This window comes from Microbacterium sp. 22303 (assembly GCF_052045265.1).
In the GTDB taxonomy this organism is placed as follows: Bacteria; Actinomycetota; Actinomycetes; order Actinomycetales; family Microbacteriaceae; genus Microbacterium.
Genome location: NZ_JBQEOQ010000004.1, coordinates 446,667 through 465,852, shown reverse-complemented (window position 1 = coordinate 465,852; position 19,186 = coordinate 446,667). Strand labels below are relative to the sequence as shown.

Genomic DNA, 19,186 nt, shown 5'->3' with positions numbered 1-19,186 from the left:
GCCGTCCGCCGACAGGAGAACACCCCATGGCCACGATGACCACCACCCGCCCGGTCGAGCCGGTGAAGCACGCCCGGGCGGCCCGCCCGCGTCGATCGATCTCGGGATCCGGGGGCAGGGCCGCCGCGGTCTTCCTGATTCCCTTCTTCGCCCTGTTCGCGGTGACCATGATCGCGCCGGTCGTCTACGCGCTGGCGATGAGTGTGTTCGTGCAGCGACGTAACGGACTGGGCTTCGGCAAGCCCACGACCGAGTTCGTCGGATTCGGCAACTACCTGGACTTGTTCCAGGAGCGCACGTTCGTGGAAGGCTTCGGCCGCCTCGCCGTGTACTGCGTGATCTATGTTCCCGTGCTGCTGTGCGTGGCGCTGCTGCTCGCACTACTGCTGGACGCCACGGTCGCCTTCGCCCGCCGTACCTTCCAGCTGCTGCTGTTCCTGCCGCACGCGGTGCCTGGCGTCATCGCCGCCCTGATCTGGGCCTACCTCTACACACCCGGAGTCAGCCCGATCGTGCGGGCGCTCGATTCCGGCGGCGTCGGCATCGACTTCCTCTCCGTGCATCTGGTCATCCCGTCGATGGTGAACATCGCCGTCTGGGAGTGGGCCGGCTACAACGTGATCATCCTGTTCACCGCGCTCCAGGCCGTCCCCCGCGAGGTCCTCGAAGCCGCGCGGATGGATGGCGCCGGCGAGATCCGCACCGCGCTGTCGATCAAGACCCCGCTGGTATGGCCGGCGCTCGGTGTCGCACTGTTGTTCACCGTGATCGGATCCCTGCAGCTCTTCACGGAGCCGAAGATCCTCGCCTCGGCGACGACGTCGGTGACCAGCACCTGGGTTCCCAACATGTGGGCATACGACGCGGCCTTCACACGCAACAACCTGCCGCAGGCTGCGGCCGCCTCGATCGTCCTGGCCGCGCTCGCCGGCGTGCTGTCCTGGATCGTTACCCGGTTCACGTCGAAGGAGCCCACCCGATGACCTCTCTCGCGCCTGTCCTACGTCGGCGCACCCGCGGGCGCTCCGTCCCGGCGAAGGCCGCGGTCAACGGCCTGCTGATGATCGGCGCCGCGTACATGGTGCTGCCACTGCTCTGGCTCGTCTTCGCAGCGACGAAGGATGCTACCGGCCTGTATTCGGGTGACGCCTTCGCCTGGGGCGGATCCCTTGCGGCCAACCTGGAGCGTCTGTTCGCCCAGGACGGCGGGATCTTTCTGCGCTGGCTCGGCAACAGCATCGGGTACGCCGGTGTCGGAGCCGTCGTCGGCGGCTTCATCTCGGTGCTCGCCGGGTACGCATTCGACAAGTTCGAGTTCCGCGGCAAGCGGCCCTTGTACGCCACCGTGCTGGTCGGAGTGCTCATCCCTAACACGGCCACAGTCATCCCGCTGTACTTGCTCGCCGCGTCGGCCGGCGCGACCAACACGATCTGGGCCGTGATCATCCCCGTGCTCTGCAATCCTTTCGGGGTCTATCTGGCCCGGGTCTTCAGCGACGGCTACCTGCCGGCCGAGATCCTCGAGGCAGCTCGGGTCGACGGCGCGGGGCCCTTCCGCACTTTCCTCCAGGTCGGATTTCCGATGTTCGTGCCCGGATTCGTCACGATCGCGCTGTTTCAGTTCGTCGGCATCTGGAACAACTTCATGCTGCCGCTGATCATGCTGCAGAATCGCGATCTGTTCCCCTCCAGCGTCGGCATCGCGCTCTGGCAGAGCCAGGTGCAGCAGAACCCGGAGTTCTCCACCCTCGTGATCGCCGGATCGTTCGTGTCTGTACTTCCCCTCGTGCTCGCGTTCCTGATGCTGCAGCGGTTCTGGCGTGCCGGACTGTCGGCCGGGAGTGTCAAATGAGCCGCGGACGGCCCCGGGTCGCGCTTGCGATGACCGCCGTGGCGAGAGAACGAGTGTTCCCGGCGGTACGACTGGCGGAGCTCGCAGACATCGCCGAGATCCTTGGGCAGTTGGACGAGTTCGAGTCGGAGCGGGCGCGGGCGATCCTCGCCGACGCGGAAGTTCTCGTGACCGGCTGGGGGTCCCCGTTCGTCGGTCCGGCGGTCCTCGACGCGACGCCGCATCTGCGTGCCGTCCTGCACTCCGCGGGAAGCATCAAGGCGTATGTCGCCCCGGAGCTCCTCGACCGCGGGATCGCGGTGAGCTCGATGGCCGCCGCCAACGCGATCCCCGTCGCGGAGTACGCCGTCGCGATGATTCTGCTCGCTGGCAAGCGGATCCTGCCGATGGCGGCGGGCTACCGGCGGGATCCGAAGGCCTGCGACCTCGAAGCGGCCTTCCCGGGGCTCGGCAACTACGGCAAGCGCGTCGGCATCGTCGGCGCATCGAAGATCGGGCGCCTCGTCATCGAGCTGCTGCGCGCGTACGACCTCGATGTCGTCGTGCACGATCCGTACCTGAGTGAGCGCGATGCCGATGCCCTCGGCGTGCGCGCCGTGGAACTGGACGAGCTGCTGGCCACCAGCGACGTCGTCTCGGTGCACGCACCGTCGCTCCCCTCGACCCTGAATCTCATCGACGCCCGCCGCATCGGGCTGATGCGGCGTGACGCGACCCTCATCAACACCGCGCGCGGCGAGTTGGTCGATCAGGACGCGCTCGCCGCTCGAATCCAGGCCGGCGACCTGTACGCCATTCTCGACGTGACGACCCCCGAGGTTCTCCCGACAAGGCACCCACTGCTCAGTTCCGATCGTGTGCTGGTCACCCCGCACGCGGCCGGATCGCTGGGCGCTGAGCTCGGGCGCCTCGCGGAGACGGTGTGCGAAGAGGTGCGCCGGCTGGCGCGGGACGAACCGATCGTCCACGGCGTCGCATCGGAGCATCTGGAGATCACCGCATGACGTCGTGACATCGAGGCGGATCCGACGCCGGCCGCGCGGCGTGCATCGCGGACCCTGCTCAAAGCCGAGCGCATCGAAAGACGAAGGAGTTTGGAAGATGACCATCACACCCCAGGGGGCCACGCCCCGCATCCTCACCCGCCGCACCGTGCTCATGGCCGGACTCGGCGGCGTCCTCGCCGCCGCGACGGTCGCGTGCACCGCACCGAACGCCCGCGCTACCACCGGCGTGTTCGCCGGCCGTCCGGCGACCCGGATCACCGAGATCGGTCCCGGCATCGTGCAGTATTCGCTGATGAGCGGCGTGACCGCGGGAGGCGTGACCTACATCGGCTCGCGCAACCTGGAGCCCGCGGGCATCATCGCCCTGGACCACGCGACCGGCAAGGTGGCGCACTCCACTACGCTCGGCACCGGCTACAGCATCCAGGCTCTCGCGCTGGACGAGCACCGGGGGATCCTGTACGCCGGCGTGCTGCAGAAGTCGACGGGCCCGCAGCCCAACCTGTACCGCTGGAGCCTGTCGGCGCTGGACGCCCCGGCCGAGGCGATCGGGCGGATCGGCGACCGGGACGTGCGCGACCTCGCCGTGGCCCCGGACGGGACCCTCTTCGCCGTGGGCGGAGGCTCGGCCGGCGCCCCGGCGCTGTGGCAGTTCGACCCGGCGAGCGGCACCGTGACGAACCTGGGCGTGCCCGCGCCGACCGCGACGCTCGCCCGGGCCGTCGCCGCCACCGACGCGTTCGTGTACTTCGGCGCCGGCAGCAGCCTGGGCGGTGGCGGCAGCGCGAGCAGGGCGGCGCTGTACGCATACGACCGTGCGCAGCGGACGTTCTCCGACATCACGCCCGCGGCGATGATCGGCGACCCCAGCATGCGCGACCTCGCCATCTCCGGCGACCGGCTGCTCGCGTCGACCGCGGGGGCGGCGGACCCGACCAAGCTCGCCACGATCTCGCTCGCCGACCATTCGGTCACGGCTCTGGTCGCCTCGATCGGCAAGACCGCGAAATGCTTCACCACGATCGGCGATCAGGTGTACTGCGCCAACGAGACCGGTGTCATCGCCTGGACGCCGTCGACCGGTGCTCTGTCCCAGCTCGACCTCGGATCGCTGGATCTCGGCGAGATCTGGGGCCTGGATGCGCAGGGCGACGACCTCGTCGCCGTGTCCGGCTATGGCTTCGTCGCAGAGATCGCCGCCTCGGGTGCGCTCGTGGCGGCGACCGACCTCGGCGAGGCCGGGGCCCCGGCGAGTGCGCAGACCTGCATGGGCATCGCGGTCGGGGCAGGCTTCGCCTACGTGGGCGGCAACGGCGGCGTCGCGCGGCACGATCTGTCCGCGGGCACGGTCGAGAACCTGCGCATCCCCGGTGAGTCCAAGGACGGCGACGTCGTGGACGGCGTGCTCTACGTCGGCCAGTACAGCGGCCAGGGGATCTGGTCGTACGATCCGCGCACCGGGGCACCCATCCACCGGGTGGCCACAGGCCCGTCGGCGCAGAATCGTCCTCTGGACACCGACTGGGATGCGACACACGGCCTGCTGCTCGTGGCTGCGCAGGATGACACCGAGGGCGGCGGCTCGATCTGGACCTACAACCTGGCGACCGGGGCCAGCACGGTCGACGTCAATCCGATCGACGCCGTCCAGCTCGTGCGCGCGGTCGCCACTGTCGACGGGGTCGCCTACCTTGGCGGCGACAACGCCCAGAAGACGGGACCGCGCGGCACGATCGTCGCGTGGGATCCGATGGCGCGCGCCGAACTCTGGCGACTGGAGACCGGCGCGGCGAACGGCATCGCGGCGCTGGAGACCAAGGGCCGCTACCTGTTCGCGCTCACGATCAAGGGCGCACTGTTCGTGATCGACCGTCCGACCCGGACCATCGTGCACACGTCGGATCAGAGTGCGATCTGCCCCGGATTCGCCGCCCTCAAGGAAGCGAGGGGAGCGGTCTACGGAGTGTCCGACACGACCCTGTTCCGGATCGACCCGCGCACCTTCGCGGTGACCGTCGTCGTCGCGGACATCAACGGAGGCTGGTACAGCGGCCCCCACCTCAACGTCGACGAGGACGGCGTGATCTACACGCTCCGCGGGCGCACGCTGGTGTCGGTCGACGATCATCGGCAGGGCTGATGTACGGCGGGGCGATGCCGCCGGCGTCGCCCCGCAACATGCCTGGCAGAGCCCGTCCTCGCGGGTCGGTCTCGCAGGGAAGTTCCTCGAAGAGCAGTGGAGTCAGTGGATCGTGAACAAGGTGTCCAACACCTGGGAGGCAGCTCCCTTGGCTACTGCCGTGTCGTCCACCTCCTGGCGATGGATCCGAGGGGCGGGGTAGGGCTCATGCAGGTACTCGGCGCGGAGCTGCTCGGCGGTCGACCGGACCAGGTCAGGGAGAGCGTACTCGCCGGTCTCCGCGAGGATCACCGTGTCGGCACCGAACGACTTCGCCGCGGAGGCGATGCCGAGAGCCAGCTGCGCGCTCGCCGCGTCGATGATGCCCGCGCCTGCCCCCCGGCCGAGCGCCAGCAGGTCCCACGTCAGACCCTGCCGGGCGGCCTCCTGCTCCAGCCCCCACCGGGAGGCCCAGGCCTCCAGACAGTCGGTCGCACCGCAGTGACACGGCCGGGAACTCGCCGGATCGATGACGAGCCGCATGTGCGCGATGCTGCCCGCCGTGCCGTCGCGTCCGCGGTGGATCCGGCCGCCCGACACCAGGGCGGAGCCGAGGCTCACGCCGATGCTGCAGACGAGGAGCTCACGATCGGCCAGCTCCTTCTCCGCGGACAACAGCTCTCGCGTGTAGCTGTTGACATAGTTGTCGACGACGACGGGGACATCGACGAGCGCCGCCAGGATCGCGGCGAAGGGCACGTCCTCCCAGCCGAGCGCCCCGGAATGCCGGACCACGCCGGCGTCGCGATCGACGATGCCCGAGATCGCGGCACCGACCCCGAGCACGCGTCCGGTCGCGGCGCGTGCGACAGCGGCGACGGCGGACGCGCAGCCGGCGGCGACCTCCTCAGGCCCGGGGGAGGGCAGCGGAACCGTGCGATCCGCGACGACGTGCCCGCGGAGGTCGACCAGTGCGGCGTGCACGCTGTCTCGCGAGATCCGCAGCCCGACCGCGAAGATCGTGTTGGACCCCAGGGAGAGCAGACGCGCGGGTCGGCCCCCGGTACTGGGCTGCGTCTCCGACTCGATGAGCAGCCCAGCCTCGATCAGACGTCCGGTGATGCCGGTCACGGTCGCGGCGCTGAGACCGGTCTGCGTGGCGATCACGGATCGTGCGACCGGCTCCTCCGCGCGCACGAGATCGAGGATCAGCGCTTCGTTGATCTCGCGGATCAGACGCTTGCTGCCCGCTCGTGTGTGCATCGTCACGACTTCATTCTAACTTATTTCAGTCATTGACAAAAGAAACTATCGAGGGTTAGCTACTCGCATGGACAACGTCGTCGGCGTGACAGAACCAGCCCCGGTGCACCTCCTCGTCGGCATCGCGGAGGACAACCTCGCCGCGTTCTTCCCCGGATCCGCGCTCGATCGCCTCACGGCGCTCGGAGAGGTCTCCTTCGAGACGCCGGCTCGGCTGCTGGACGACGCCGCGTTCGCCGAGGCCGCGCGAGGCGCACAGATCTTCGTGACAGCGTGGGGCTTCCCGGCTCTGACCGGGGGCCGCCTCGCCGCGGCGCCGCAGCTCGCGCTGGTCGCCCACGCGGCCTCATCGTTGCGCGCGGTGACCACGCCGGAGTTCTGGCAGGCTGGCATCCCGATCACGCAGTCCGGCGCGGCCATGGCGCCCGCGGTGGCCGAGCTCGCGCTCACGATGACGCTCTCGCTGCTGCGCGGCGTGCCGCGCTACGACCACGCGCTGCGGACCGGGGCGCAGTGGGAGTCGGCGAGAGGCGCTGTGTCCCGGCGTCCTCGGGAGATCTCCGGGGCCAGGATCGGGGTGGTCGGCGCGTCTCGCGTCGGACGTGCCTATGCCGCCGCTGCGCAGGCGCTCGGGGCCCAGGTCCGCGTCTTCGATCCGTACCTCGCAGAGAGCGACCCGCTCGGTCCCTCGGCTGGCTCCGTGGCCGACCTCTGCCGGGGCAGCGACGTCCTCGCCGTGCACGCCCCGGCCCTCGCGGAGACGGAGGGGCTGGTCGGAGCCGGGGAGCTCGCCGCGCTCCCTGACGGGGCCGTCGTGGTCAACACCGCGCGCCAGAGCATCGTCGACGACGCTGCGCTGTTCGCGGCGGCGGCCGCCGGGCGCATCGACGTGGGCCTGGACGTGTTCGACGACGAGCCGCTGCCGCTCTCCAGCCCGTGGCGCGCCCTGCCGAACGTGCTCCTCACCCCGCACGTCGCGGGCGCGACGGTGCAGTCCCGCCGGCGCGGGGGCGAGATCGTCATCGCCGAGATCGAACGGCACCTCCGCGGAGAGCGGCTCCAGCACCGGGTCGAGCACGACGCATTCCTGAGGATGGCGTGATGGCACCGCGCAACATCCTGCTGCTGCACTGCCACGACCTCGGCCGTTTCCTGGGCTGCTACGGGGTGACGACGGTGCGCACGCCGGCGCTGGATACCTTCGCCGCCGACGCCGCGCTCTTCGAGCGGGCGTTCGCGGTCGCCCCTCACTGCAGCCCCGCCCGCTCGGCGCTGTTCACCGGCACCTACCCGCAGCGCAACGGCGTCCTCGGTCTCACGCACAGTCCGTTCGACTGGGATCTGGCCGATCCGGCGACGCATGTCGGGAACCGCCTGCGCGGCGCCGGCTATCGCACGGAGCTCATCGGCGTGCACCACGAATCCCGGGTGCTCGCGGACGAAGTGGTCGCGGCGCGGCTCGGATTCGACCGAGTCTGCACCGACACGGATCGGGACACGGTCGTCGCGAACGCCGTGGGCGCGATCGCGCGCAGCCGCGACGACGACCGGCCTTTCTATCTGCAGGTGGGCTTCCACGAGCCGCATCGCACCGCGTCCGAGAGCGACCCCGTCGGCGTGATGGGGTTCCTCGCGCCGGGCGTGGTTCCCGACGACAGAGCCGGGACCACCGTGCCCCCCTATCTGCGCGACGACGAGGGCGCGCGGATCGAGATCGCCGAACTCCAGGGCGCCGTCGGCGCTCTGGACGACGGCGTCGCCCGCATCCTCACGGAGCTCGACGCGTCCGGCCTCGCCGACAGCACGATCGTGGTGTTCACGACCGATCACGGACTCGCGCTCCCCGGTGCCAAGTGCACGCTGTACGACGCCGGACTCGAGGTCGCGCTGATGATCCGTGTGCCTGGTCGACCGGGATGGGGCGGAACACGCGTCAGCGGGCTGGCGAGCCACATCGACATCCTCCCGACGCTGTTCGAGCTGATCGGGATCCCCGGTGAGGAGTTCTCCGGCACGAGCCTGGTGGCCGCCGTCGAACCCTCGGCCCCGACCGAGACGCAGATCTTCGGACAACTGAGCTTCCACACCTATTACGATCCGAAGCGCTCGATCCGCACCGACGGTCACAAGCTGATCGCGAACTTCTCCGCCTCCCCGCGCGCGATGGATCCGACCCAGTCCTGGAACCATCGCAGCACACCGGCGGTGCTGCAGGGGCGCTCGACCGGTGCCAGTCAGCCGCTCGAACTCTACGATCTGGTCGCGGATCCGCTCGAGCGGCACGATCTCAGCCGGGACCCGGGGGCCGCATCCGAGCTCGGGGTCCTCGCGGCCGCGCTGCTCGGCTGGATGGAGCAGCAACAGGACCCGCTCCTCGTGCCCTCCGCTGTGGATCCGCGTCACGACCTGTCCCTGGCACTCCTCCGGCAGGCGGCCGCTGCGCAATACGGCAGCGGACGCACCGGGGCTCCTCCGTACGACCACCCCGCAACAACCCGAACCGTCCCCGCGGGGACGAGCAGAGAACAGGACAACTCATGAATCGACGTCGACTCGTGACGATCACGACGGCGAGCGCCGCCGCACTCGCCGTGGCACTCAGCGGCTGCTCCGCGGCCGGCTCGCCGACTCCGAGCAAGACCGCCGCATCCGGCTCGGTCGTGCTGTGGATGTATCCGGTGATCAAGGACCCGAGCGCCAGCAAGAAGTTCTGGGACGACGCCGCGGCGTCGTTCGAGAAGGCGCACCCCGGGATCACTCTCGACATCCAGCTGCAGACGTTCGACAAGCGGGACGCGCAGATCTCCAGTGCGCTCGCGGCCAACTCCGGTCCGGACATCGTGCTGATCACCCCGGACCAGGCGGCGACCTACTTGAACATCGGCGGGCTCCTTCCGGTGGACGACGCGCTGAAAGGTCGCACGTCCGACTTCTTCCCGGGGGCGCTCAAGGCCGCCCAGCTCCAGGGGAAGACCTACGGCGTCCCGATCTTCCAGAACGTGTTCACCACCGCGTACAACACGAAGGTGTTCGCGGACGCCGGGCTGAAGCCGCCGCAGACCTGGGACGACATCCGCGCCGCGGCACCGGTGCTCGCGGGGCACGGCGTCTCGGTGATGGATTACGTCGGCAACCCGGAGCAGACGCTGAACATGTCGTTCTACCCGCTCCTCTGGCAGGCCGGGGGCAAGGTCTTCAGCAACGACGGCAAGAAGATCGCGTTCGACTCGAAGGAGGGCGTGGCCGCGCTCAGCTTCCTCGTCGACCTCGCCAAGTCCGGTGGCCTTCCGGCCGATGCCGCCACGGAGGGCGTCGCGATCGACGGCTCGCCGATGGCGGCGGGCAAGGTCGGGCTGCGCCAGATGACCTCGCTCGCGGAGCTGAAACAGCTGCGCGGAGCCCTCGGCGACAGTGCGGTGACGTTCGGAGCGCCGATCACGGGCAAGAAGTCCGTCACGTACAGCAGCCCGGGCCTGCTCGCTCTCACCTCGATCAACAAGAGCGCGAACCGCGAAGCGGCGTACGAGGTGCTGCGCTACCTCAGCTCCGCCGACTTCCAGACCTCCCTGGTCACGGCGGCCGGCAACATGCCCACCCGCACCGACGTCACCCTCAAAGAGACCGGGCCGGACCTCACTGCGCTGCAGAACGCGCTGAAGTCGGCCTACGCGGGAGAGGCGTCTCCCGCGTCCCGGCAGGTGATGACGATCCTCGCACCGTACATCCAGTCCGCCCTGCGCGGCGACCTGAGCCCGAAGGACGCGCTTGCCAAGGCGGCCGCCGAGGCCCAGTCCGCGCTCGATCGCTCGTGATCATCGGCGGGAGGGGCTCCGGTCCCTCCCGCCTCGAAGAAAGGGCAGGTCCGTGACCTCGCACACCTCGACGCGGCGGCGTCGCCCCGGTGCCGTCGCCCGGCGCCGCGAGTCGCTCGCCGGAATCCTCTTCCTGCTTCCGGTGCTGGTGATCTTCGTCGCCTTCAAGTTCCTGCCGATCTTCGGTGCCGCGGGGATGAGCACGACGAAGTACCGCCTCAACGGCGACATCGAGTTCATCGGCGCGGACAATTATCTGCGGCTGTTCTCGGATGCCGGATTCTGGCACTCGCTGCAGGTGACGCTTGTGTACGTGGTCATCTTCGTACCGCTCACGATCGCCGTCTCCCTCGCCGGCGCGGTGCTGCTGCACGCGCTCGCCGATCGGGCCAGCGGCGTGTTCCGCGCCCTGATGTTCGTGCCGTACCTCTGTTCGTTCGTGATGGCGGGCATCGTCTGGACCTGGGTGTTCCGCAGCGACGGGCCGGTCAACAGCGCGCTGCATCAGCTCGGCGCCGGACCCATCCCGTTCCTCACCGGGGATCAGCTCCTCGTGCTGGGCAGCCTCGCCGTGGTCTCGGTCTGGAAGGGCTTCGGATACTCGATGCTGGTCTTCCTGTCGGGCCTGAAGGCGCAGCCGGCCGAGATCCACGAGGCGGCCATGCTCGACGGCGCCGCCCGCCCCCAGATCTTCCTGCGTATCACGCTCCCTCTGCTGAAGCCCGTGCTGTTCTTCGTGCTCGTGATGGAGACCATCATCGGATTCCAGGTGTTCGACACGATCTACGTGATGACGGGCGGGGGCCCGGCCAGGGCCAGCCACAGCCTCATCTACTTCCTCTACGACGCGGGCTTCAAGTTCCTCGACTTCGGGTACGCGTCGGCGGTCGGAATCGTGATCTTCCTGATCGTGCTGGTGCTGTCGATCGTGCAACGCCGCTTCTTCGAAGAAAAGGACGTCGCATGACCGTCATCGAAGCCATTTCCGCGACCGGCGCCGGTCCCTCCACTCCGGCGGCCCGCGCGGTGCGCCGCGCGCCGCGTCGGCGCCAGACGGGCCTCATCGTCTTCCTCTCGGTCGCCGTGCTGTTCACGGTGGCGCCCCTGTTCGCGGTCGTCATCCTCGCGCTGTCGCCCGAGAACTCTCCGACGATTCCGCTGGCGTGGCCGTCCCGACTCACGTTCGACAACATCGTCCGGATCCTCGGGCTGGGATCCTTCCCCACTTGGCTCCTGAACTCGGTCGCGTACTCCGTGATCTCGGTCGTCGTGGTGCTGCTGACCTCGTCGATGGCCGCCTATGCACTGGCGCGCAAACGGTTCCCCGGACGCGACGCGGTGCTGTGGTCGATCGTGGCGACGCTCATGGTCCCGGTGCAGGCCACGCTCATCCCGACCTTCGTCATCGTGGCGGGACTCGGTGGAGTGAACACGTTGTGGGGTCTCATCCTGCCGACGCTCGCGAACGCTCAGGCCGTGTTCCTGATCCGGCAGTTCGTGCGCGACCTGCCGGACGAACTGTTCGACGCCGCGCGCATCGACGGTGCGGGGGAGTGGCGCACCTTCGTCTCGGTGGTGCTTCCGCTGATCCGGCCGGTGCTCGCGACGCTCGCGATCTTCGTCTTCCTGTGGCACTGGAACGACCTGCTCTGGCCTCTGGTGATCGGTCAGTCCGATGCCGCACGCACGCTCACGGTGGGGCTCGCGAGCCTCAACACCGAGACGATCTCGACCCCGAATCTGATGGCGGCGGCGCTGATCAGCTTCGCCCCGTGCCTGCTCATCTTCATCTTCCTGCAGCGTCACATCGTCTCGAGCATTGCTGCGACGGGGATCAAAGGATGACCCGGCAGCCGGACCCGATCCGGTTCGGTCTCATCGGCGTGGACTCGCCGCATGCGCCGTCGTTCACGCGGTTGTTCGGGGACGGGCGCACAGGAATCGTCGAGGGCGGTACTATCACCGCGGCCTGGCAGGACCAGACGGATCGCGCGTTTCCGCCCAGCCTGCGCGGGCCGCGTCACGCGATGGAGCTGGCCGGCACCGGTGTCGAGCTCCTCGGCTCGCCGGAGGAGGTCGTGGATGCGGTGGACGCGGTCCTGATCGTCGCGGCCGACGCACGGCGGCATCCGTCGCTGTTCGACCGCGTCGTGACGGCGGGCAAACCCGTCTACGTCGACACGCGGTTCGCGACGACGCGCGTCGATGCGGAGCGGATGCTGAGGCGGGCCGAGCGCACGGGAGCCCTCGTGCTGGCCGGGTCGCCCAAGCGCTTCACCCCGGAGTTCCGCCGCGCGCGCGGCCTCCTCGACCGCGTCGAGCGTGTCCGGATCACCGGTCCCTTGCCCGTCCAGCCTGGGTTGCCCGGGCTGCACTGGTACGGCGTGCACCTCATCGACCTGGCCGTCGCCGCGCTGGGGAGCGGGTTCGATGAGATCAGTGCGCACGACGACCGATTCCGGCTCCGATGGGCGGACGGTCGCGTCGCCGATATCGGAGGCCCCGTCGAGTGGGGTCCGGAGACCCTCGGCGACCTGCGCGACGAGAACGATGCGGAGGCGGCTTTCCGCATCGTCTCCGAAGAGCCCATGCTCACCGGCCTGCTGCGGGCCCTCGTGGCCGCAGTGCGTACCGGTGTGCCCACCGTTCCGGTCGAGGAGATCCTCGACATCGTGACCGCAACCCAACGCGGCAGCCACCGGGGCTGACCACCGCAGTACCACTCAACAGAGACGAGAAGGATCAATGAAGATCACCAGACGAGAACTGCTCACCCTCGGAGGCATCGGCGGCCTCGCGCTCGCCGCAGGGCCGTTCGCCGCGTCCTCGGCCTTCGCCGCCGACACCGGGACAGGGCACACGGACATACTCGACCTCGGGCCTGCCGTCGTGCAGTTCTCGCTCATGAGCGGCGTGCGCGTCGGCGACGTGCTCTACATCGGATCGCGCAACCTGAGCCCCGCGCGAGTGATCGGCTTCGACATCCCGACGCGCGCCGTGGTTTCGCGGGTCGACCTGCCGTCGGGCTACTCGATCCAGGCGCTCGACGCCGATCCCGATGGCAACTGGCTCTATATCGGCATGCTGCGCCGGGACGACGAGACCGGCACGAATCTGTACCGCTGGCACCTGCGGAACCCGAAGCAGGCAGTGCAGGCGCTGCCCGCCACGGGCGACCGGGACGTACGCGCGCTGACCCTCTCACCCGACGGGATCGTGTTCGTGGCCGGTGGCGGGCAGACCCAGAACCCGCCGTCGCTGTGGGCGTACGACCCGGCGACCGAGCAGACGACGAGCTGGGGCGTTCCCGATCCCGGCGCCACGATCGCGCAGGCCGTCGCCGCGACGGACACTCATGTGTACTTCGGTACCGGCAGCGTGCTGGCGGGCGGGGGGACCGCGAGCCGTGGTCGCCTCTGGGCCTACGACCGGAGCACGCGGACTCCCGTCGACATCCTGCCCGCCGAGTTCGCCGGATCCGACTCGGTCAGCGCGGTCGAGCTCGTCGGTGACCTCCTCGCTGTCGCCCCGCACGGTCTCGGCAAGACCGTGCTCCTCCAGCTCGACGATCCCACCGCGTACACCGCGATCCCGAAGACCGGGGCGCAGTACACGCGCAAGGACGACACCATCTACTTCGTCAAGGTGCCCAACGTCTGGGCGTGGAACCTGACGACCAAGAAGCTCATTCAGATGGAGACCGACAACCTGGGCACTCTGTGGGCGCTCGACGTCTACGGCGACACGCTCGTCGGCCCGTCCGCGAACGGCTTCGTCGCTCAGATCGGCATCGCCACCCGCACGGCCCAGGCCTTCGACCTCGTCGCCGCGGGGGCCCCGGCCGGCCCCCAGCTCGGCATGGGCATCGCGGCCGGGGGTGGCGTCGTGTACACCGGGGGCACCGCGACGCTCGCTGCGCACGCGCTCGCGACCGGCGCGGTGACCAACATCACGCTCGACGGTGAAGCGAAGGACGCGGTCGTCGCGAACGGCGTCGTCTACACCGCGCAGTACAACAACCTCGGGATGTGGGCGTACGACCCCTCGTCTGGTCAGGCACCGCGGCAGGTCGTCGCGCTTCCGGCCGGTCAGAACCGCCCGCTCGACATCGCCTGGGACGATGCGAGCGGCATCGTGATCATGGGCGCGCAGAGTGACACGAAGGGCGGCGGGTGCTTCGCCACCTACGAGCCGGCCACGGGGCGCTCGGCCAGTCGGGTCAATCCGATCGACGCTCAGCAGATGGTCCGCGCGGTCGCCGTGGCCGACGGGGTCGCGTACCTGGGCGGGGACAACATCTACCCGACAGGGCCGCGCAGCACGATCGTCGCCGTCGACCCGCGCACCGGATCCGAGCTGTGGCGGCTGGATCCGCAGCAGCCGGCGGGCATCGCCGCTCTGGCCGTCGCGAACGGACGCCTGTTCGCGATGAACCGGCAGGCCGGGGGGATCGTCGTGATCGACATCGCGACCCGGCAGGTGGTCACCGTGATCGACGGATCCGCGGTGCTGACCGACTTCGGAGCGCTGGTGTCGGCGCGCGGGTACGTCTACGGCGTGTCCGATTCGACGGTGTTCCGGATCGACCCGCAGACCCTCACCCTGTCCACGGTCGTCGCGGGCATCGACGGAGGCTGGTACTCGGGCCCCCACATCGCCGCCGACGAATCCGGTTACCTGTACACCCTGAAAGGGACAGACCTGGTGCGGATCGATGACGTGGTGTGACGCTCAGTCGACGAGGTGCATGGCGCGCACGAGATGCTCCGCGGAGTGCCCGTCGCCGGCGAGGATCGCCTCGGCGAGCTCGGCGTGCAGCGCGCGCATGGCGTCTCGCTGAGAGGCGTCGACGGACCACGGCCGCAGGTTGCGGGTCAGCGGCATGCTCGTCTCGTCGAGCACCGAGCTGAGGATGTCGTTCTCGCAGCGCTCGGCGAGGTAGTGCAGCAGCGCCCAGCGCTCGGCGGAGAGCGCCGCCGGATCGTCGAGGCCGTCGTCCAGGCTGCGAGCGAGAGCAGCGGCCTCCTCGCGCTCCGCATCACTCAGCCGCGGCACCGCGATCGCGGCGACCGCGCCGCCGAGATAGCCCGCGTACTCGAGGGTCTTCGCGGTGAGCTGCGGCGGCACCTCGGTGACCTGCGTGTACCGGCTCGGGTACATCTCGACCAGGCCGACCCGCTCGAGCCGCTGCAGCGCCTCACGGATCGGCATTCGTGACACGCCGAACTTCTCTGCCAGATCCGCATCCCGGATGCGTGATCCCGGCGGCAATGTGCCGTCGATGATCGACGCACCGACCTGCTGATACACCTCTTCCGCGAGGAGTTGTTTCGTCGCCCCCAGCGGCGACCGAACCACGCCAGTCATCGGACCGCGTTCGCCCATCACTACCCCCAAGTAGTTTCCCCAGAACAGCACTATCTCACCGCTCGGGGGCAAACCCAAATACCGGTATCGAAGTGATGCGCGCGTCGCGCATCCCGCGACATTCAGAGGCGTTTTTGCGACGTCAGGGGTGATTTCGGGGGTCGGGGAGTCCCGGACCGGATGAGGCGTCAGCTGCGCCGGCGGGTGAGGTGGACGGTGACGTCTTCGCCCTCGTTCTTGCCGATCGCCCGGCGGATCGTGCTCGCGATCGGCAGCTTGTGGGTGCCGTCGCCCAGTGCCATGAACGCGCCGTCGAAAGGATGCCCGTCGACGGTTCCGGACACCTTGACCAGCCCGCGCGTGCCGAACACCGTCGCCGAGTCCGGCAGCTGCACGCAGATCCACGTGTCACCCGCGCGCACGCGGCCGAGCGTGGCGGTGAAGGTGATGTCCAGAGGCCCGACCGTGCTCATGACCCCGCGCCGTTCGTCTCTGGCACTGTCCCGGTGATCGAGAACGCATTGCCGTCGGGGTCGCGCCAGGCGAACATCGCCGGGGTCCCGGGCCAGCGCAGGATCTCGTCGACGTCGATGCCCTCGGCCACCATGGCGGCGTGGGCGGCGTCGACGTCATCCGAAGTGAACCGGATCCCGATCGATCCGCGGTGGACGGCGGGATCCGCGGGCTCGAGGGTGACGACCACGTCACCGCCGGGCGTCAGCTCGATCCAGCGGCCGTTCGGCGTGGAGGCATCGCGCAGTACCATGAACCCGAGGCTCCGGTAGAAGCGCAGGGCCTCGTCCTGATCGTTCACAGGGATGCTCACCGCGCGGATGCCGATGATGGGGGTGCTGTCCATGATGTGTCCCTTTCCGGAGCGGAGCTTCCGTCCAGGAAGATGACGATCGACGTCGTGCGCGATCGACAAGCTCTCGGCGGATCAGAATCTGTCACGACGTCCCGATGGGTCAGGATCGGGCATTCTCAATCGGGCGTTTCCGCGAACAGCAATGCGTCGTCCGATGCCAGAACGGCCCGAGTGCCGCGCATGTCAGCGACCACGAAACCGGCGGCGCCCCGGATCGGGGAGAGCTCTTCCGCCTGCCCATCCACGAGCCGGACAACGCGCTGGCGACCGGCCCATTCACCGGTGCGGAACACGGGCGTCAGAATCGCGGAGACTCCGTCCGACGTGAACCGTGCACGGATACCGTGCTTGCCGGGTTGTTTCTTCCACCCGCTCGCCTCGTACACACGACGGACCACATGCCCCGCAGAGTCGAGCTCCGCCAGCGTGAAGAAGTCTGCTCCGTACTTGAGCATGCTCGCTGTGTCGCTGCCTTGCGCTGCCACGAAACGGGTTCCGGCGACGTCGATCACGTCAGCGACGGTCGGTGCTCTGGCGCCACCAGGGGCGGTCGATGTGCGCCCACCCGCCATCGGATACTCGTTGCCATCGAGCAACGCTGACCTTTCCCACACGGGGGCTGCATCGTCGAAACGGAGTTCGGCGATTGTGCGGGCATTCTGAAACGTCACAGGGTCGGTGAGGACGACCGCCCATGCGCCCTGCGACGTCTGACGAGCGATGCCACCCGCGGTCAGCCGGCGTTCGTGATCTGCCGCATCGAACAGGTCCGGAATGGCCACGACCTGTGATGACGAGAACGCCGCGTCGGTGGTCACGAGGGTTCGGTCGTCGACAGGCACTGCCACTCCGGCGCCGCCGCGGTCGATGATCACGGGTTGCGCACCGAACGATCCCTCAGGCAAGGGCAGTCGTACCTGTTCACCGGACTCCTGCACGTGGAGCAAGGATGTCTCCCCGTCGGTATCCGTTTGCAGAGTGGCGATGCACAGCGCCGACCCGTCCTCGCGGAGACACACCGTCGGCGGCTTCGGAAAAGCGACAGCTCCTGGCCCGAGCTCGACACGCGCAGTCGCCATAAGCTTCACAAACCGAAACTACCAAGTATCGCCCCCGAGCCGGCTCCCTCCTCGAGCAAGCGCGGAGGCGACGGGGAGCGCCGAGACGCTCACCGGAAGTTGATGAACTGGAGATCCAGGTCCAGATCGGATCCCTTGAGCAGTGCGATCACGGCCTGCAGGTCGTCGCGGCTCTTGGACTGCACGCGCAGTTCATCGCCCTGGATCTGCGACTTGACGGACTTGGGGCCCTCGTCGCGGATGATCTTGCCGATCTTCTTCGCGTTCTCCGAGCTGATGCCCTCCTTGAGGGTCGACTCGAGACGGAACTCCTTGCCGCTGGCCGTGGGGTCGCCGGACTCCAGGCTCTTCAGGGAGATGCCGCGCTTGATGAGCTTGGTCTGGAACACGTCCAGCACCGCACGGGCGCGCTCGTCCGAGTTCGCCAGGATCACGATCTTGTCGCCGCTCCAGGCGATCGAGGCGCCGACCCCCTTGAAGTCGTAGCGCTGCTCGATCTCCTTTCGGGCCTGGTTGAGGGCGTTGTCCGCCTCCTGGCGATCGACCTTGGACACGATGTCGAATGAGCTGTCAGCCATACAGGCAGTGTAACGAGCAGGGAGCTCACGCGGTCTCGTGCACGGCGCCGCCCGGACGGGCCGTCGACGAGCGCACCACGAACCGGGGGGTGAGCGTGCGGTGCTCGGGTGCTGCTCCCGGGTTGTCCAGCTGCGCGAGGAGCAGGTGCGCGGCGAGGCGACCCTGCCCAGCCGGATCCTGCGCCAGCGTTGTCAGCCCGAAGAACGCGGACAGCTTGTGGTCGTCGATGCCGACGATCGAGAGATCGTCGGGGACGCGCAGGCCCAGATCGCGCGCGGCGAGCATGCAGCCGATCCCGATCTCGTCGCTCGCGGCGAAGATCGCGGTGGGCCGATCGTGCGCGAGCAGCGCCTTCGCAGCCGCGTATCCGGAGGGGATGTCGAAGTCCGCCTCCCAGAAACCGGTCTCCTCGACCTCGAGCCCCGCCGTGCGCATGGCGGACAGCCAGCCGTCGTAGCGGGCATCGCCGAGCTGGAAGGCGCTCGCGATCGTCCGGCCTGCGCCGACGTAGGCGATGCGGGTGTGGCCGAGCGAGAGGAGGTGCTCGGTGGCGAGAGTCGCCATCCGCGCGTTGTCGACGTCGACCGCCGTGGCGCCCTCGATGTAGCCGCCGATGCTGACCACGGGCTTGCCGAGCGCGCGCAGCGCGCGAATCTCGTCGGGTGTCAGCTCGATGCTGGCCGCGATCAGGCCGTCGATGCTGGCCCGACGCAGCGAGCTGCCGAACACCTGGTCGCGCTGGGACTCGTTGCCCTGCAGGTCGTACAGGGTCACGTCATAGCCCTGACTGAGCAGCACGGACTCGATGCCGGTGAGCAGATCCGTGAAGAACCAGCGGTCGATGAACGGCACCATGAACCCGATATGCCGGGTGCGCCCCGAGGCGAGCCCCGAGGCGTTCGAGGAGATCACGTAGCCGAGCTCCGCAGCCGCCGCCAGGACCTTTTCCCTGGTGGCCGGCGACGCCGTCTTCCCGTTCAGGGCGCGCGAGACCGTGGCGGTGGACACGCCGGCGAGACGCGCCACATCGGCGATGTCAGCCACACGGGCCTCCTAGGAAGTCGGGTCAAGGAAGGGTATCGGTCCGGACCGGCGGACGACGGATGCGTGACGTTCCCCGATGTTTGTTCGGCTCATTGTTGTAAACGTTTCCGAACGACGCAACCCTCAATGCGGCGGGCCCGCTTATCAACAGCGGTGCGGACGCATCCAGATCGTGCCCCAGTCAGGCCCTCCTGGC

18 protein-coding genes are annotated in these 19,186 nt (G+C 68.9%); 11 read left to right on the top strand and 7 right to left on the bottom strand.

Annotated elements, in window-relative coordinates; genetic code table 11:
• The first annotated feature begins 26 nt into the window (after positions 1 to 26).
• The 4 genes from ACTJI8_RS14210 (at position 27) to ACTJI8_RS14195 (ending at position 4,999) form a co-directional block, all read left to right on the top strand.
• Complete coding sequence (locus ACTJI8_RS14210) at positions 27 to 983, top strand: carbohydrate ABC transporter permease (RefSeq protein ID WP_440734060.1); 957 nt, start codon at positions 27 to 29, stop codon at positions 981 to 983.
• Positions 980 to 1,852: a carbohydrate ABC transporter permease gene (locus ACTJI8_RS14205; protein ID WP_440734059.1), complete on the top strand. Its 873-nt coding sequence runs from the start codon at positions 980 to 982 to the stop codon at positions 1,850 to 1,852. Before ACTJI8_RS14210 ends, ACTJI8_RS14205 begins: the two co-directional genes overlap by 4 nt.
• 29 nt (positions 1,853 to 1,881) lie before the next feature.
• Complete coding sequence (locus tag ACTJI8_RS14200) at positions 1,882 to 2,856, top strand: hydroxyacid dehydrogenase (RefSeq protein ID WP_440734098.1); 975 nt, start codon at positions 1,882 to 1,884, stop codon at positions 2,854 to 2,856.
• Positions 2,857 to 2,953: 97 nt separating this feature from the next.
• Positions 2,954 to 4,999: a hypothetical protein gene (locus tag ACTJI8_RS14195; protein ID WP_440734058.1), complete on the top strand. Its 2,046-nt coding sequence runs from the start codon at positions 2,954 to 2,956 to the stop codon at positions 4,997 to 4,999.
• A gap of 102 nt (positions 5,000 to 5,101) precedes the next feature.
• On the opposite strand, the gene ACTJI8_RS14190 is transcribed toward ACTJI8_RS14195, so the two are convergent.
• On the bottom strand, positions 5,102 to 6,241 hold the full coding sequence (locus tag ACTJI8_RS14190) for an ROK family protein (protein ID WP_440734097.1): 1,140 nt from the start codon (positions 6,239 to 6,241) through the stop codon (positions 5,102 to 5,104).
• Positions 6,242 to 6,308: 67 nt separating this feature from the next.
• Between ACTJI8_RS14190 and ACTJI8_RS14185 the strand changes: the two genes are divergently transcribed.
• From ACTJI8_RS14185 to ACTJI8_RS14155, 7 genes are read left to right on the top strand one after another with little or no spacing between them, the layout of a single operon-like run.
• Complete coding sequence (locus ACTJI8_RS14185) at positions 6,309 to 7,343, top strand: hydroxyacid dehydrogenase (protein ID WP_440734057.1); 1,035 nt, start codon at positions 6,309 to 6,311, stop codon at positions 7,341 to 7,343.
• Positions 7,343 to 8,782: a sulfatase family protein gene (locus tag ACTJI8_RS14180; protein WP_440734056.1), complete on the top strand. Its 1,440-nt coding sequence runs from the start codon at positions 7,343 to 7,345 to the stop codon at positions 8,780 to 8,782. Before ACTJI8_RS14185 ends, ACTJI8_RS14180 begins: the two co-directional genes overlap by 1 nt.
• Positions 8,779 to 10,053 (top strand): extracellular solute-binding protein, encoded by a 1,275-nt coding sequence (locus tag ACTJI8_RS14175; protein WP_440734055.1) that lies wholly within the window; start codon positions 8,779 to 8,781, stop codon positions 10,051 to 10,053. Before ACTJI8_RS14180 ends, ACTJI8_RS14175 begins: the two co-directional genes overlap by 4 nt.
• 52 nt (positions 10,054 to 10,105) lie before the next feature.
• Positions 10,106 to 11,020: a carbohydrate ABC transporter permease gene (locus ACTJI8_RS14170; protein ID WP_440734054.1), complete on the top strand. Its 915-nt coding sequence runs from the start codon at positions 10,106 to 10,108 to the stop codon at positions 11,018 to 11,020.
• Positions 11,017 to 11,898, top strand: coding sequence for a carbohydrate ABC transporter permease (locus ACTJI8_RS14165; RefSeq protein WP_440734053.1), 882 nt, complete (start codon positions 11,017 to 11,019; stop codon positions 11,896 to 11,898). Before ACTJI8_RS14170 ends, ACTJI8_RS14165 begins: the two co-directional genes overlap by 4 nt.
• Positions 11,895 to 12,761, top strand: a complete 867-nt coding sequence (locus ACTJI8_RS14160) for a Gfo/Idh/MocA family protein (protein ID WP_440734052.1) — start codon at positions 11,895 to 11,897, stop codon at positions 12,759 to 12,761. The genes ACTJI8_RS14165 and ACTJI8_RS14160 overlap by 4 nt, the downstream gene beginning before the upstream one ends.
• 37 nt (positions 12,762 to 12,798) lie before the next feature.
• Positions 12,799 to 14,781, top strand: a complete 1,983-nt coding sequence (locus ACTJI8_RS14155) for an outer membrane protein assembly factor BamB family protein (RefSeq protein WP_440734051.1) — start codon at positions 12,799 to 12,801, stop codon at positions 14,779 to 14,781.
• A 3-nt stretch (positions 14,782 to 14,784) separates the two neighbouring features.
• On the opposite strand, the gene ACTJI8_RS14150 is transcribed toward ACTJI8_RS14155, so the two are convergent.
• The 6 genes from ACTJI8_RS14150 to ACTJI8_RS14125 form a co-directional block, all read right to left on the bottom strand.
• Positions 14,785 to 15,420, bottom strand: coding sequence for a GntR family transcriptional regulator (locus ACTJI8_RS14150; RefSeq protein ID WP_440734050.1), 636 nt, complete (start codon positions 15,418 to 15,420; stop codon positions 14,785 to 14,787).
• A gap of 188 nt (positions 15,421 to 15,608) precedes the next feature.
• A complete protein-coding gene (locus tag ACTJI8_RS14145; RefSeq protein WP_440734049.1) occupies positions 15,609 to 15,893 on the bottom strand; it encodes a DUF1905 domain-containing protein in 285 nt (94 codons plus the stop codon).
• A complete protein-coding gene (locus ACTJI8_RS14140; RefSeq protein WP_440734048.1) occupies positions 15,890 to 16,279 on the bottom strand; it encodes a VOC family protein in 390 nt (129 codons plus the stop codon). Before ACTJI8_RS14140 ends, ACTJI8_RS14145 begins: the two co-directional genes overlap by 4 nt.
• A 125-nt stretch (positions 16,280 to 16,404) precedes the next feature.
• Positions 16,405 to 17,235 (bottom strand): hypothetical protein, encoded by an 831-nt coding sequence (locus ACTJI8_RS14135; RefSeq protein WP_440734047.1) that lies wholly within the window; start codon positions 17,233 to 17,235, stop codon positions 16,405 to 16,407.
• Positions 17,236 to 17,456: 221 nt separating this feature from the next.
• On the bottom strand, positions 17,457 to 17,945 hold the full coding sequence (locus ACTJI8_RS14130) for a YajQ family cyclic di-GMP-binding protein (protein WP_440734046.1): 489 nt from the start codon (positions 17,943 to 17,945) through the stop codon (positions 17,457 to 17,459).
• A 25-nt stretch (positions 17,946 to 17,970) separates the two neighbouring features.
• Positions 17,971 to 18,990 (bottom strand): LacI family DNA-binding transcriptional regulator, encoded by a 1,020-nt coding sequence (locus ACTJI8_RS14125; RefSeq protein WP_440734045.1) that lies wholly within the window; start codon positions 18,988 to 18,990, stop codon positions 17,971 to 17,973.
• Between the last annotated feature and the right edge of the window lie 196 nt (positions 18,991 to 19,186).

What these genes read in the sequence shown, in the direction of transcription:
- ACTJI8_RS14210 (WP_440734060.1), top strand. Translation starts at nt 27, where the DNA reads ATGGCCACGATGACCACCACCCGCCCGGTCGAGCCGGTGAAGCACGCC.
- ACTJI8_RS14205 (WP_440734059.1), top strand. Translation starts at nt 980, where the DNA reads ATGACCTCTCTCGCGCCTGTCCTACGTCGGCGCACCCGCGGGCGCTCC.
- ACTJI8_RS14200 (WP_440734098.1), top strand. Translation starts at nt 1,882, where the DNA reads ATGACCGCCGTGGCGAGAGAACGAGTGTTCCCGGCGGTACGACTGGCG.
- ACTJI8_RS14195 (WP_440734058.1), top strand. Translation starts at nt 2,954, where the DNA reads ATGACCATCACACCCCAGGGGGCCACGCCCCGCATCCTCACCCGCCGC.
- ACTJI8_RS14190 (WP_440734097.1), bottom strand. Translation starts at nt 6,241, where the DNA reads ATGCACACACGAGCGGGCAGCAAGCGTCTGATCCGCGAGATCAACGAA.
- ACTJI8_RS14185 (WP_440734057.1), top strand. Translation starts at nt 6,309, where the DNA reads ATGGACAACGTCGTCGGCGTGACAGAACCAGCCCCGGTGCACCTCCTC.
- ACTJI8_RS14180 (WP_440734056.1), top strand. Translation starts at nt 7,343, where the DNA reads ATGGCACCGCGCAACATCCTGCTGCTGCACTGCCACGACCTCGGCCGT.
- ACTJI8_RS14175 (WP_440734055.1), top strand. Translation starts at nt 8,779, where the DNA reads ATGAATCGACGTCGACTCGTGACGATCACGACGGCGAGCGCCGCCGCA.
- ACTJI8_RS14165 (WP_440734053.1), top strand. Translation starts at nt 11,017, where the DNA reads ATGACCGTCATCGAAGCCATTTCCGCGACCGGCGCCGGTCCCTCCACT.
- ACTJI8_RS14160 (WP_440734052.1), top strand. Translation starts at nt 11,895, where the DNA reads ATGACCCGGCAGCCGGACCCGATCCGGTTCGGTCTCATCGGCGTGGAC.
- ACTJI8_RS14155 (WP_440734051.1), top strand. Translation starts at nt 12,799, where the DNA reads ATGAAGATCACCAGACGAGAACTGCTCACCCTCGGAGGCATCGGCGGC.
- ACTJI8_RS14150 (WP_440734050.1), bottom strand. Translation starts at nt 15,420, where the DNA reads ATGACTGGCGTGGTTCGGTCGCCGCTGGGGGCGACGAAACAACTCCTC.
- ACTJI8_RS14145 (WP_440734049.1), bottom strand. Translation starts at nt 15,893, where the DNA reads ATGAGCACGGTCGGGCCTCTGGACATCACCTTCACCGCCACGCTCGGC.
- ACTJI8_RS14140 (WP_440734048.1), bottom strand. Translation starts at nt 16,279, where the DNA reads ATGGACAGCACCCCCATCATCGGCATCCGCGCGGTGAGCATCCCTGTG.
- ACTJI8_RS14130 (WP_440734046.1), bottom strand. Translation starts at nt 17,945, where the DNA reads ATGGCTGACAGCTCATTCGACATCGTGTCCAAGGTCGATCGCCAGGAG.